At 40.4% G+C, this 13646-nt stretch carries 13 protein-coding genes; 2 read left to right on the top strand and 11 right to left on the bottom strand.

Annotated elements, in window-relative coordinates:
- Window positions 1–141: 141 nt before the first annotated feature.
- The 11 genes from dnaB to ppsA all read right to left on the bottom strand — a co-directional run bounded on the left by dnaB (window position 142) and on the right by ppsA (window position 11665).
- Window positions 142–1587 carry a replicative DNA helicase gene (gene dnaB, locus HLH16_RS08980; protein WP_131291955.1) on the bottom strand — a complete coding sequence of 482 codons (1446 nt, stop codon included), beginning with the start codon at window positions 1585–1587 and terminating at the stop codon, window positions 142–144.
- 251 nt (window positions 1588–1838) lie between these two features.
- Window positions 1839–2285, bottom strand: coding sequence for a 50S ribosomal protein L9 (gene rplI / locus HLH16_RS08985; protein WP_131291953.1), 447 nt, complete (start codon window positions 2283–2285; stop codon window positions 1839–1841).
- A gap of 9 nt (window positions 2286–2294) precedes the next feature.
- Window positions 2295–2522 (bottom strand): 30S ribosomal protein S18, encoded by a 228-nt coding sequence (gene rpsR, locus HLH16_RS08990; protein WP_004676982.1) that lies wholly within the window; start codon window positions 2520–2522, stop codon window positions 2295–2297.
- A gap of 11 nt (window positions 2523–2533) precedes the next feature.
- On the bottom strand, window positions 2534–2920 hold the full coding sequence (rpsF, locus tag HLH16_RS08995; protein WP_053578020.1) for a 30S ribosomal protein S6: 387 nt from the start codon (window positions 2918–2920) through the stop codon (window positions 2534–2536).
- Window positions 2921–3193: 273 nt separating this feature from the next.
- Window positions 3194–4072, bottom strand: a complete 879-nt coding sequence (gene cyoE / locus HLH16_RS09000; protein WP_171529069.1) for a heme o synthase — start codon at window positions 4070–4072, stop codon at window positions 3194–3196.
- 10 nt (window positions 4073–4082) lie between these two features.
- Complete coding sequence (cyoD, locus tag HLH16_RS09005) at window positions 4083–4409, bottom strand: cytochrome o ubiquinol oxidase subunit IV (protein WP_131291949.1); 327 nt, start codon at window positions 4407–4409, stop codon at window positions 4083–4085.
- Window positions 4409–5029 (bottom strand): cytochrome o ubiquinol oxidase subunit III, encoded by a 621-nt coding sequence (cyoC, locus tag HLH16_RS09010; RefSeq protein ID WP_171529070.1) that lies wholly within the window; start codon window positions 5027–5029, stop codon window positions 4409–4411. Before cyoC ends, cyoD begins: the two co-directional genes overlap by 1 nt.
- Window positions 5030–5033: 4 nt before the next feature.
- Window positions 5034–7022 carry a cytochrome o ubiquinol oxidase subunit I gene (cyoB, locus tag HLH16_RS09015; protein WP_171529071.1) on the bottom strand — a complete coding sequence of 663 codons (1989 nt, stop codon included), beginning with the start codon at window positions 7020–7022 and terminating at the stop codon, window positions 5034–5036.
- A 3-nt stretch (window positions 7023–7025) separates the two neighbouring features.
- Window positions 7026–8099, bottom strand: coding sequence for a ubiquinol oxidase subunit II (gene cyoA / locus HLH16_RS09020; RefSeq protein WP_131291944.1), 1074 nt, complete (start codon window positions 8097–8099; stop codon window positions 7026–7028).
- Window positions 8100–8414: 315 nt separating this feature from the next.
- Entirely contained in the window at window positions 8415–9185 is a 771-nt protein-coding gene (locus tag HLH16_RS09025) for an RDD family protein (RefSeq protein WP_171529072.1), read from the bottom strand.
- A 101-nt stretch (window positions 9186–9286) separates the two neighbouring features.
- Window positions 9287–11665 carry a phosphoenolpyruvate synthase gene (gene ppsA, locus HLH16_RS09030; RefSeq protein ID WP_171529073.1) on the bottom strand — a complete coding sequence of 793 codons (2379 nt, stop codon included), beginning with the start codon at window positions 11663–11665 and terminating at the stop codon, window positions 9287–9289.
- A 153-nt stretch (window positions 11666–11818) separates the two neighbouring features.
- Here ppsA and ppsR point away from each other — a divergent pair, with 153 nt between their 5' ends.
- Both ppsR and HLH16_RS09040 read left to right on the top strand, forming a co-directional pair.
- Window positions 11819–12655, top strand: coding sequence for a posphoenolpyruvate synthetase regulatory kinase/phosphorylase PpsR (gene ppsR, locus HLH16_RS09035; protein WP_171529074.1), 837 nt, complete (start codon window positions 11819–11821; stop codon window positions 12653–12655).
- A 94-nt stretch (window positions 12656–12749) separates the two neighbouring features.
- A complete protein-coding gene (locus HLH16_RS09040) occupies window positions 12750–13493 on the top strand; it encodes a hypothetical protein (protein WP_171529075.1) in 744 nt (247 codons plus the stop codon).
- The last annotated feature ends 153 nt before the right edge of the window (window positions 13494–13646 follow it).

The raw sequence follows: 13646 nt of genomic DNA on the forward strand, positions 1-13646 counted from the left end.
TCTTTTCTAATATTTAAGTCGAATAAGTCTTATAAAGAGAGGCTGACCTGTAAGTCATATTTCAATCAAAATGATTTACAGGTCAGCCTTAGAAAAAATAACCGGTTAAAAAAACGAGGTGATGACCTCGTTTTTTATTGCTTATTCTTCATCATTATATTGAGCATAAAACTCCGGTGAAAGGTTACTAAATCGTGTGTATTGACCTTCAAAAGCCAGACGAACTGTACCGATCGGACCGTTACGCTGTTTACCGATAATAATTTCGGCGGTACCTGCTTCTTTCGATTCTTTGTTATAAACCTCATCACGGTAAATAAACATAATCAAATCGGCATCCTGCTCGATCGCACCGGATTCACGAAGGTCAGACATCACAGGGCGTTTGTTTGGTCGATTTTCCAGTGAGCGGTTAAGCTGGGAAAGTGCAATCACCGGACACATCATTTCTTTGGCCAAGGCTTTTAAGCTTCGTGAAATTTCCGAGATCTCGCCGACACGGTTGTCACCCATGCCAGGTACTTTCATTAACTGTAGGTAATCGACCATGATACAGCCAATTTTACCCCCATGCATTTTGGCAATACGACGTGCGCGGGCACGTAATTCTGTTGGTGGAAGGGCGGATGAATCATCAATGTACAGGTTCTTTTCTTGAAGCTGTAAAATCGTTCCGGTCACTTTAGACCATTCATCACCATCCAGTTTTCCTGAACGTAAATGACCTTGGTGAACTTTACCGTAAGCCGAGATTAAACGCATCGCGATTGAATCTGCTGGCATCTCCATAGAGAAGACCAGGGCAGGTAGATCACAGTTAAACAGCACACTTTCCACCAGGTTCATGGCAAAGGTGGTTTTACCCATAGATGGACGTGCAGCGACAATAATCAAGTCACCCGATTGCATACCCGAGGTTTTATTGTCCAGTTCTAAGAAGCCGGAAGTTAAACCGGTAATATTACCTTCCATTTGAGAAAGTTCATTTAACTTGTCAAATACGTCTGCAACCACGGCATTAATCGGTTTTGGACCTTGGGCTTTGGCATTGTTGTTATGTTGTTCAGCAATGGAAAAAATATTGGTTTCAGCCAAGTCTAAAATTTCACTGACACTACGACCTTTGGTGTCATAAGCATTCTGTAAAATTTCAGAGCTGACTTTAATCATGCTGCGTAAGGTTGAAAATTCTTTAATTTTATTGGCATAGGTTTCTAGGTTATAAAAACTAGAAGGCGAGTCTGCCATCAATTGCATTAAATATTCTTCACCACCAACAGCATCAAGCAAATTCTGTTTGATTAGCCAGTCATTGACCAGAACGGCATCGTAAGGTGAGTTTTCTTGGGTTAATTTTTCAATGGCGCGAAAAATATACTTATGACGTGTTGCATAAAAATCATTTTCACTGAGTACATCACCGACTTGTTCAAAAGATTCGGCAACAGTCATCAGCGCTGCAAGTACAGCTTGCTCAATTGCCAAGTTATGCGGTGGGGTACGAAACTCTTTTAATTGGCTTGACTCATTTCCTTTATTATCTACTTTAGATGAGTTAAGCGTAGCAGTGGCATTCGCCTGTGACATATAAAACCCTGATTTTAAATGCGATAAATGAGTAATTTGGAAATTGGGACGAACAATGAAATTTCAATGATCTTCGTCTAAACAGATCATACGCGTTCTTAAAAAAAATGCGAATCGAAAATTTCATTTAGCTAAAAACAGTAAAAATAAGTTGTGTTCACTACTTTTGAGTAAATCTAGATAAGCTATTTTGACTATTTTCAGAGATAAAAAAAGAGCATGCAAAAGCATGCTCTTTTTCTTGCAAAAAATTACTCAGATACGATAGTAACGAGAACTTCAGCAACAACATCATGATGCAATTGGATTGCGATGTTGAATTCGCCAGTGTGACGAAGTGCGCCATTTGGAAGACGAACTTCCGCACGGTCAACTTCTAGACCAGCATTTGTCAACGCGTCAGCGATGTCACGAGTACCGATTGAACCGAATAGTTTACCTTCGTCACCAGCTTTAGCAGTGATTACGATGTTAACTTCGTTTAATTGGTCAGCACGTGCTTGAGCAGCAGCTAAAACATCAGCTTCAGCTTTCTCAAGTTCTGCACGACGAGCTTCAAAAGCAGCAGTATTCGACTCAGTCGCTGCTACTGCTTGACCTTGAGGGATAAGGTAGTTGCGGCCGTAACCAGCTTTAACTGAAACTTTATCGCCTAATTTACCAAGGTTTTTAATGCGTTGTAATAAGATAATATCCACAGCTCAACCTCACTTATGATTGTCAGTGTAAGGGATCAAAGCCAAGTAGCGAGCTTGTTTGATAGCAAGCGCTAATTGACGTTGGTAACGAGCTTTAGTACCTGTAATACGGCTAGGAACAATCTTGCCGTTTTCAGTGATGTACTGTTTTAAAGTATCGATATCTTTGTAGTCGATGTACGCAACTTTCTCAGCTGTAAAGCGGCAGAACTTGCGACGACGGTAAAAACGTGCCATTAATGTTCTCCTTATGCTTCAGCAGAGTCTTGAGATTGTTGTGCTTCTTCACGTTGTGCTTTACGCGCACGCTTTTCTTCAGCACTTTTAGCAAGCAATGATTCTTCAGTGATTGCATTTTCACGACGAATAATAACATTACGAAGGATTGCATCGTTATAACGGAACAATTCTTCTAATTCATTAAGCGTAGTTTGACCACATTCAACATTCATTAAAATGTAGTGAGCTTTATGAATTTTGTTAATTGGGTAAGCCAATTGACGACGGCCCCAATCTTCTAAACGGTGAATTTGACCTTCAGCTTCTTTGATGTGAGTTAGGTAACGTTCTACCATACCCACAACTTGATCGCTTTGGTCTGGATGTACCAAAAGTACGATTTCGTAGTGACGCATTGTCAGCTCCTTACGGTTTATGCAGCCCCTAACTTTTGAAAAGTCAGAAGCAAGGAGTCACAACCAAAGTTGTGTCGCAAAAATTGCGAAGCGTGAATTTTAGTGGTTTTAGGGATAAATTACAAGCGAATCTTTTTGTGGTGATTGATTTATATGCAAGCACTAGAAGTGCAAAAGCTGGACTAGATGAAAATGGAAGGGGAATTGAATGGGTGTTTTGAGAGTGCTGAAAATTAGAGGATGAAAAAAAGATAGAGTAGAACTCTATCTTTTTTAAAAAAACACGATTTGTGTTGCTGGCGCTTGGGAGGTAAAACTAAAACATATACTGATGATCGTAATCAGAATAACCGAAAACAGGAAAAAGCGTTTTGCCCATAATTGGTCATTTTCAGCTTTAAAGCCCAGCATACCAATATAAAACCAATAAATGCATAACGCATTTAAAATAACGAGATACAGCCAGTTTACATAACCATATATAAACAAGGCATTCATGGTAATGGTAAATAATACAACATAAATCAGTGATTCAATTTTAGTACGTAAAATGGAACGTGCTACAGGGAGAATCGGAATACCTGCATTTTTGTAGTCATCAAAACGATATACTGCAATCGCCCATGAATGGGGCATTTGCCAAAGTGCATAACCAATAAAAATAAGCAGTGCAGCTAAGTCAAATTCATGACTAACAGCGGTATATCCAATCACTGGTGGGCTTGCACCAGAAATACTTCCAATAACTGTTTGGTGAATTGTTGTGCGTTTTGTCCAGAGGCTATAAAACACCACATAGACTACAAAACCAATCACTGCAAATAAAAAAGCGTACGCATTTACCCAGAACCATAAAATGCTAAAACCAATCACGCCAAGTACCAAGGAATACACCAAAGCTACAGGGACAGAAATGGATTTTTTAACCATCGCACGATTTTGTGTGCGCTGCATTTTTTGGTCGATGTCTTGGTCAATAACGTTATTGACCACACAACCAGAGGCAACAACCAGAGTTGTACCCAGGAGGGTAATAAGCAATAAAAGGAAATCTACAGAACCTTGAGCGGCTAAGAAATAGCCGCCCAAAGTGGTAACAAAGTTACCAAAGAGAATTCCTGGTTTAGTCAGGAATAAATACTTTTTCAGCATGACAATCAGTTTAGATCATCATGTTGTAGTGAAGGTAGTTCATGATCCATACAGAACCCACTAAAAGAATAGCGATGGTTAATATTGTATAAATAAATGCAATCACGTTCCAACGTTGCTCTGAAGAAGAGTTCATGTGCAAGAAGAACATGAGCTGTACTAAAACCTGAGCAACTGCAGTAATAGCAATTACAGTAACCAAGATACCGCGTTCAAAGCCACCGCTCATTACCATTCCAAAAGGAATGATAGTGAGAGCAACTGAAAGGATGAAACCGACAGTATATTGTTTTAAGTTACCGTGCGATGCACCAGCAGAATTGTGATCGTGACTCATTAGAGAACTCCCATCAAGTAAACTACGCTGAATACACAGATCCAAACGATGTCCAGGAAGTGCCAGAACAAGCTTAGACAAGCAAGACGACGAGTGTTTGGAAGAGTCAAACCATTTTTCTTGATTTGAATCATCAAAATGATCATCCACACCAAACCAGAAGTTACGTGAATACCATGCGTACCAACTAGAGTAAAGAATGCAGACAAGAACGCACTTGTGCTTGGACCATGACCAGCATGAACGAGGTGATTGAACTCATAAAGTTCCATGCCGATGAAGGCAGCACCAAATAGCCAGGTAATTGCTAACCAAGTTAAAACTTGACCTACATTTTTCTTGTATGAAGCAAGTACGGCAAAACCGAAGGTCACAGACGAGATCAAGAGAGCAAAAGTTTCAGTTAAAACGAAACCTAAAGACTCACCAAAAAGCTCTTTAGCACTTGGAGTACCAACAGGAATGTGACTGCTTAATACAGCGAACGCGATGAAGAGTGTCCCGAATAGGATCAAGTCACTCATCAAGTAAGTCCAGAAACCAAAGACTGTGATGTCAGTATCATCGTGATGATGATGCTCGTCATGTCCATGGTTGTCGTGATGAAGTACTTCAGCCATTGTCTTAGTCCTTCTTCAAGTGTTTTTCAAGAATCGCATAGCGTTCGTTTTCAATGCGTTCTACTTCAGCAGCAGGCACATAGTAATCCACTTTCTTAGTGAATGAACTTACGATAAACGAAACGATAGCACCAATGAATCCAACGGCTACTAACCACCAGATATGCCAGATTAAAGCAAAGCCCATTACAGTAATCAGCATTGCAATAACGAAACCAGCCGCACGGTTGGTTGGCATATGAACGTCTTCATACTGAGTTGGTTTGGCATATGCGATGCCATTTTCTTTGTCAGTCCAGAAAGTATCAATACCATTGATCTTTGGAAGATGAGCAAAGTTATAGAATGGAGCAGGTGAAGAAGTTGCCCATTCTAAAGTACGGCCATCCCAGATGTCGCCAGTGTGATCGATGTTGTTGTTGCGTTGTAAGAAACCAACAATGATTTGCATTAAGAAACATGCAATACCACACGCTACAAGAACCGAACCAAAGAGTGCAATAGCGATGTATGGATCCCACTCTGGGTTGTCATATGTATTCAGACGACGAGTCATACCCATGAAACCAAGGATATAAAGTGGCATGAATGCAAAATAGAAACCGAAGAACCAGAACCAGAAAGCAGCTTTGCCCCAAGTTTCATTCAATTTCCAACCAAACATTTTTGGCCAGTAGAAAATGATACCTGCGAACATTGCAAATACTACACCACCAATAATTACGTTATGGAAGTGGGCAATCAGGAATAACGAGTTGTGTACCAGGAAGTCCGCTGGTGGAACTGCCATTAATACACCCGTTAAACCACCGATACCAAAAGTCACAAGGAAGCCAAGTGTCCAAAGCATTGGTGTTGTAAAGGTAATGCGACCCTTGTACATGGTGAATAACCAAGAGAAGATTTTCACACCAGTCGGGATGGCAATAATCATGGTCATGATACCGAAGAACGCGTTAACGTTGGCACCAGCACCCATGGTAAAGAAGTGGTGAACCCATACAACGAAAGACAATACTGTGATTGCTACAGTTGCATACACCATTGATTTGTAACCAAACAATGCTTTTCGAGAGAAAGTTGATACAACTTCTGAGTAAATACCGAAGGCAGGTAATACCAAGATGTAAACTTCCGGGTGACCCCAAGTCCAAATCAAGTTTACATACAACATCGGGCTACCACCCAAGTCATTTGTAAAGAAGTGGAAACCGAAGTAACGGTCAAGCGTTAACATTGCAATAGTTGCAGTTAACACAGGGAAAGCTGCAATGATCAATACTGCTGTACATAAAGATGTCCAGGTAAAGATCGGCATATCCATCAATGTCATGCCAGGTGCACGCATTTTAATGATGGTAACAAAGAAGTTAACACCTGTTAAAAGCGTACCCAAGCCTGAAATTTGCAGTGCCCAGATATAGTAGTCAACACCTACGCCCGGAGAATATTCAATGCCTGATAGTGGAGGGTAAGCCATCCAACCAGTTGCAGCGAATTCACCCAGTGCAAGAGAAGCCATCATTAGACCCGCAGCACCGGCAAATAACCAGAAGCTTAGAGAGTTCAATAATGGGAAGGCAACGTCACGAGCACCAATCTGTAAAGGTACAGAGATGTTCATTAAGCCGACTACAAGCCCCATCGCTACGAAGAAGATCATGATCACACCGTGTGCGGTGAAGATCTGGTCATAGTGTTCTGGGTGCAAGTAACCTTCGCCGCCACCTTTAGCAAGGAACAGCTGAAGACGCATCATGATCGCATCTGCAAAACCACGAACTAGCATGATTACAGATACGAAGATATACATGATACCAATTTTTTTATGGTCTACAGAAGTGAACCATTCAGTCCACAAGTAGTTCCATTTTTTAAAGTAGGTAATCCCTGCAACGACTGCAAGGCCACCTAGGATCATCATCGCAACAGTCACCAATACAATTGGGTCGTGTGGAATTGAATCCGGACCTAACTTACCTAATAAGCTCATGTCTTATTCCTCTACAGAAGCTGCAGTCGCATGTTCAACATCTGCATGAGCACCAGAAGCAGCAGCTTCGTGACCAGCAGTTGCTGAATGGTCAGCACCGTGGTAATTACTCATGTATCTGTTAATCACTGATTCGAACAATTTGGGCTCTACCGAAGAATAATAAGTCACTGGGTGTGGCTTAGTCGGATAAGACTTCATTGCTTCAGCAGCAGCCTTTTCTTCAGGAGTTTGGGCATTCACAACCATTACTTCGATTTGGTGCTTAGAACGGTTGCCGTCACGTAAAGCTGCAAATTCAGCTTGGTCTAAAACAGCTTTTTGAACTGCATTAGGATTTACTGAAGTACCTTTGCCTGCTTTAACTGCTGCTACCCATTCAGCAAACTGAGCATCTGTTACAGAATGTGCACGGAAGCGCATTTGTGAGAAGCCATAACCTGAATAGTTAGAAGAGAAACCGCGGTAGCCTTCAGCTGGGCTAGTTTCGTCTGCCAAGAAGTTCAAGTGAGTCTGCATACCCGCCATTGCATAAATCTGACCAGACAATGCAGGGATAAAGAACGAGTTCATTGTGAAGTTCGAAGTTAAACGAAGAGTAACCGGAGTTTTCTCTGGGAAGCGGATTTCGTTAACAGTCGCAATGTTTTGTTCAGGGTAGATGAAGATCCATTTGAATTGTTCAGCAATAACTTGAACAGTTAAAGGTGCTTTATCAGATTCGACCGGACGGTATGGGTCATACTTGTGGGAACCCCACCAAGTTAACCACGCTAGAATACCAATAATAATGACAGGTATACCCCATACTACAATTTCAATTGCAGTTGAGTGTGCCCATGTAGGTTTATAGTCTGCATCTTTATTCGATGCGCGATATTTCCATCCAAACCACAATGCCATAATTGCTGATGGAATGACCACCAAAAGCATTAAATAGATCGCAGTCATCATCAGGTTACTTTGACCTTCAGCAACTGGACCTTTTGAGTTTAGAAGTACCATATCACCGCCACACCCAGTCAAGAGTGCAGCCATCGCAGATAAAGACAATACAGCTAAAATTGTTTGTCTCATTTTACAACCTCGGTGAAGAGTCCCATTCCCTAATTTAATATGGGATAGCGATTAAAGTGTCGCATGATTGGAAATGTTTTATTTTCGCTTAGATATTCTAAGCATAGAAAATCCTTCCCAATCATGAGACACCGCTACGTTGTGAGGCATTATGCCTCATATTGTTGAACTAAGCTATATGTAAAGGGGCTTTAAATGACTGTTATAAAAACTGATTTTTTTACTCGGAATTAAACTTTCAAGATAATAATTTTATTTGAATATCAATATTCTGGGGAAAAACAGGGATATAAAAAATCCCTGTTTATTGTGTGATTATTGTTTGACCACTTTGGTTTTTGCGAGCTTGTCATGCAAAGTTTGACGTTTTTCGCCAATCGCAAAAACATGGTCAAGGATGGTGATAAACGGCATAAACAGCAAATTTAAAATAATAAAGATGAAACTGCGTAAAGTAAATGCACGCATTAAGCTTACTTTCTCACCACTTTCTACATCTACAATTTTGATCTTGGTTAGTTTTTTGCCAATACTTTGCCCGGATTTCGCCAACATAAATGCCTGAATTCCAAGCATAATAATGATATAGATAAGCATTGCTTGCCAAGCTTCTGCTGGAATGAGGGTAAATAATTGCTGTTGTAACTGGACTGCTTGAGTTGATGTGTCTGCAGATTGCATCTTTTGCTGAATTTCTGATAGCTGGTTAACTTGATCAGGTTTTAGGAAAAAAGATGGAATGGCAGCCGCAGGTAACCAGAGCAATAAATCGATAATTTTTGCTAAGATTCTTGTGCTAATGGAAGCAAGCTCATTATTTTGTGCTGCTTTTTTTTCAACCTGTATTTTGTTAAAGCTGGAATTCTGAAAAGGGGTTTGTTCAGGGATGGGTGTGGGAGCTATATAACCTTCAGGTTGATATACAAGTTTACCTTGGGTTAATTCACCTAAAGCTTTCCATTCGGTCATGCCTTGATGCCAAGCCAAATCTGTAAGCAGAACTTGCTGACTAGCGAGCATTTGGTTCAGCTGCTCTAAGGTGTATGGACCAGCTTGTTGATTATTACGAGCCAAGTAAATTTGCATAAATATTAAATCTCAAAACGTAAATTAGGTTTGTATAGCAAACCCTTAAATTATAGATGAAAAAAAAGACCCAAATGTGGGTCTTTTTTTAACATAGTTTCTTAAGCTTGTTGAGCTTTTTCTTCAGCAAGGAAGAACCAAGTGTCTAAAACTGAGTCCGGGTTTAAAGAAACCGACTCAATACCTTGTTCCATCAACCATTTAGCAAGATCTGGATGGTCTGAAGGACCTTGACCACAAATACCTACGTATTTACCTGCTTTACGGCATGCATGAATCGCCATAGAAAGGAGGGCTTTAACCGCTGGATCGCGTTCATCGAACAGATGAGAAACAATACCAGAGTCACGGTCAAGACCGAGTGTTAACTGAGTCAAGTCATTAGAACCGATAGAGAAACCATCGAAGTGTTCAAGGAACTGTTCAGCCAACAATGCATTGGTTGGCAATTCACACATCATGATCACTTTAAGACCATTTTCACCGCGTTTAAGACCATTAAGCGCCAATAATTCGATCACACGTTTCGCTTCAGCAACGGTACGTACGAAAGGAATCATGATTTGAATGTTGGTTAAGCCCATTTCATCACGTGCTTTCTTCAATGCGCGGCATTCAAGTTCGAAGCAGTCACGGAAGTTGTCAGAAACGTAACGACTCGCGCCACGGAAACCAAGCATTGGGTTTTCTTCTTCTGGCTCGTATAACTTACCACCGATGAGGTTCGCATATTCGTTTGACTTGAAGTCAGACATACGAACGATTACTGGTTTGTCAGCGAAAGCGGCAGCAAGAGTCGAAATACCTTCAACCAATTTTTCTACATAGAATTCGATTGGAGAAGAGTAACCCGCAGTACGTGCCATTACAGCTGCACGAGTTTCGCGTGGCAGGCTGTCAATATTCAATAATGCTTTAGGATGCACACCAATCATACGGTTGATGATGAATTCTAAACGTGCAAGACCAATACCTTCGTTTGGAATTTGAGCGAAGTCAAATGCACGGTCAGGGTTGCCGACGTTCATCATGACTTTGAACGGAAGTGCTGGCATAGATTCGATAGAGTTACGTTGAACTTCAAAATCTAAAGCACCTTCGTAGATGAAGCCTGTATCGCCTTCAGCACAAGACACAGTCACTTCTTGACCATCAGTCAATACTTCAGTTGCATTACCACAACCCACGATTGCTGGAACGCCAAGCTCACGTGCAATAATTGCCGCGTGACAAGTACGACCACCACGATTGGTTACAATCGCAGCTGCACGTTTCATTACTGGTTCCCAATCCGGGTCAGTCATGTCAGATACAAGAACGTCACCGTCTTGCACTTTGTCCATTTCTTTGATTGAAGAAACGATACGTACTTTACCAGAACCGATACGTTGACCAATTGAACGACCTTCACAAACCACAGTACCTTTTTGTTTCAACAGGTAGCGTTCCATGGTACCGACATTTTCACGGCTTTTTACTGTTTCAGGACGTGCTTGAACGATATAGATTTGACCGTCGTCGCCATCTTTCGCCCATTCGATGTCCATTGGTGAACCGTAATGGTTTTCAATGATCAATGCTTGTTTAGCAAGTTCTTGAAGTTCGTGATCATTTAATGCAAATTGTTGGCGATCCTGTTTTTCAACGTCTACCACAACCACAGATTTACCAGCAGAAGCTTCTTCACCATAAATCATTTTTTGGTGTTTAGAGCCAAGATTACGACGCAGGACAGAATGTTTACCAGCGTTTAATAATGGTTTAGACAGGTAGAATTCGTCAGGGTTTACTGCACCTTGAACAACCATTTCACCCAAACCATAAGATGCAGTAATAAATACCACATCACGGAAACCCGATTCTGTATCAAGTGTAAACATTACACCCGCAGCACCAGTTTCAGAACGCACCATGCGTTGTACACCAGCAGATAAAGCAACAACGTCATGATCGAAGTTTTGGTGTACACGGTAAGAGATCGCGCGGTCATTGTACAAAGATGCAAATACTTCTTTGATTGCAATGAGAACGTTATCGATACCACGGATGTTCAAGAAAGTTTCTTGTTGACCGGCAAAAGAAGCGTCTGGTAAGTCTTCTGCAGTTGCAGATGAACGAACGGCAACCGCGATGTCAGAGTTGCCGTTAGATAATTCAGCGAAAGCGTCGCGAACTTCTTTTTCAAGTTCTGCTGTAAGCGGAGTATCGACAATCCATTGGCGAATTTTGGCGCCAGTTGCTGCAAGAGCATTTACGTCATCAACATTTAAAGTTGATAGCTCTGCCTGAATTTTAGCGTTTAGGCCACTTTGCTCGAGAAATTCACGATAAGCAGCCGCTGTAGTTGCGAAACCACCTGGTACTGACACACCAGCATTAGATAAGTGGCTGATCATTTCACCTAAAGATGAGTTTTTCCCACCTACAAGTTCAACGTCGTGTTTCCCTAATTTTTCTAGACCAATTACGCGCGCTTCCAAAGTTGTTACTCCACTTTTGCAGTATTAATCACTATCTGGCATGAAATTATAACAAATCGCGCGGCTTTTTGATTTAACTCGGCGACAGTCATGTAAGATCGGTTTACTATAAAGATTTTACAGTACTTAGACAAATATTTAAGGAGAATTTTAATGTCAGAAGGTAAACAAATTAAGCGCAGTGTATTTTTTATCTCTGATGGTACGGCAATTACCGCTGAAACCCTTGGGCACTCACTGTTAGCACAGTTTCCTCATGTTGATTTTGACATTCATATTATTCCTTATATTAGCTCTGAAGAAGCCGCAATGAATGTAGTTGCGGAAATCAATCAGCGCGCTGATCGTGATGGGCAGCAACCCTTAGTGTTTGATACGCTGGTAGATCCCTATGTACGTGACATTATTAACACTGCAAATGCAGTAAATCTTGATGTATTTGAAGGGCTTATTGGTAAATTGTCTGAGGTTTTAGGGACTCCGCCTACAACTTTAGTCGGACAAACCCATGCAGTGACAGATTCAGAGTCGTATAAAGCCCGTATTGATGCAGTTCATTTTGCCTTGGATAACGATGATGGGGCACGTACACGCCATTATGACAAAGCGGATTTAATCTTGATTGGTGTGTCACGTTCAGGCAAAACCCCAACCTCGATTTATTTGTCATTACAATTTGGCATTCGTGTGGCGAACTATCCGTTAACCGAAGAAGACCTGGATGACAACCGTTTGCCTGCAGTATTGCGTCCACATAAAAATAAACTGTTTGGTTTAATGATTGATGCGGAGCGTCTTGTAGCGATTCGAACTGAGCGCAAAGCCAATAGCCGTTATGCAAGTTTCAGTCAATGTCAGATGGAACTTCGTGCGGTTGAAGGAATTTATATTTCTGAAGGAATTAAATATTTGAATGTTTCGGAAATGTCGATTGAAGAAATTTCAACCCGTGTTTTACAGATGACAGGTCTTAAACGTCGTATTGGTTAAAGTACAAGTAGAGTTAAATACTGATTTAACTCTACTTTATATAATCGAAAATTAAGAGGATTGTTATATGTATAAAATATTAAAGCTAAAAACAATGGCTCTTTTTTTCGCTATGTTGAGTCTGGTAAATAGCCAGACTTTTGCAGAATCTGTGGCAAATTTTGAAACCGATATTATCAATAAATATTATAAAATTAGTCTGACTGATCGCTATGAGAATGATGGTATCAATCAAGAAGTTGCATCAAAAGTCGCAAATTTTATTGAGAAAAATTCACAAAGTTTTGAATACCCATTTAAAAATTTACTCGATAAAAACTTACTTTTATTGAATTACAGTCCTGATCGAAAGCTCAAGTTTTATACGTTTAATATTTCTGCGGGTGGTTCAATGCGTGCATTTGAGTCTTATGTGCAGTTTAAACAGGGCAACAAAGTCATTACACACCCACTCAATGATGGGGGATTTATTAAAGCCATTCGTCAAACTCAATTGAATAATGTTCCCACCTATCTTGTTTCTAAAACGTATATTGGCAGTGGTTGTGAGGGGCAATATGGCATTCAAGCGACTCAAGTTGAAAATGCCCAATATAAAAGTGTGAATGTGTTTAAGACGAAAACAAAAGCATTGGATCAGATTAATGTCCGTTATGACTGTAATTATTATCCAAAAAATATAGAGCCTTTTGATATGGATCGACTCTATATTCGTGTATCTGCAGATCTTCAAAAAATTGATATTTTAGTGATTAAGTCATCCGGTGAATTGACACAAAATTATTTGCGTTATCAAAAAAATAACAATAATTATCAATATATCGGCACAGTGAAATAAATTGATCGATAAAAAAAAGAGGCATAATGCCCACTGCTGTCCCACAATTTTTCATAAAAGGAGGCTCAATTGAGCTTCCTTTTGTTTTATCGGTATTTTATCGGGCATGAATAAAGCTTTTAAGGTTTTTCTCTCAAACAGATTTACTTGGAT

Origin of the sequence: Acinetobacter sp. ANC 5378 (genome assembly GCF_013004315.1) — a bacterium.
Classification (GTDB): domain Bacteria; phylum Pseudomonadota; class Gammaproteobacteria; order Pseudomonadales; family Moraxellaceae; genus Acinetobacter.

Excerpts from the sequence above, each read along its gene's own strand:
- dnaB (WP_131291955.1), bottom strand. The coding sequence starts at position 1,587 with ATGTCACAGGCGAATGCCACTGCTACGCTTAACTCATCTAAAGTAGAT.
- rpsR (WP_004676982.1), bottom strand. The coding sequence starts at position 2,522 with ATGGCACGTTTTTACCGTCGTCGCAAGTTCTGCCGCTTTACAGCTGAG.
- rpsF (WP_053578020.1), bottom strand. The coding sequence starts at position 2,920 with ATGCGTCACTACGAAATCGTACTTTTGGTACATCCAGACCAAAGCGAT.
- cyoE (WP_171529069.1), bottom strand. The coding sequence starts at position 4,072 with ATGCTGAAAAAGTATTTATTCCTGACTAAACCAGGAATTCTCTTTGGT.
- cyoD (WP_131291949.1), bottom strand. The coding sequence starts at position 4,409 with ATGAGTCACGATCACAATTCTGCTGGTGCATCGCACGGTAACTTAAAA.
- cyoC (WP_171529070.1), bottom strand. The coding sequence starts at position 5,029 with ATGGCTGAAGTACTTCATCACGACAACCATGGACATGACGAGCATCAT.
- cyoB (WP_171529071.1), bottom strand. The coding sequence starts at position 7,022 with ATGAGCTTATTAGGTAAGTTAGGTCCGGATTCAATTCCACACGACCCA.
- cyoA (WP_131291944.1), bottom strand. The coding sequence starts at position 8,099 with ATGAGACAAACAATTTTAGCTGTATTGTCTTTATCTGCGATGGCTGCA.
- HLH16_RS09025 (WP_171529072.1), bottom strand. The coding sequence starts at position 9,185 with ATGCAAATTTACTTGGCTCGTAATAATCAACAAGCTGGTCCATACACC.
- ppsR (WP_171529074.1), top strand. The coding sequence starts at position 11,819 with ATGTCAGAAGGTAAACAAATTAAGCGCAGTGTATTTTTTATCTCTGAT.
- HLH16_RS09040 (WP_171529075.1), top strand. The coding sequence starts at position 12,750 with ATGGCTCTTTTTTTCGCTATGTTGAGTCTGGTAAATAGCCAGACTTTT.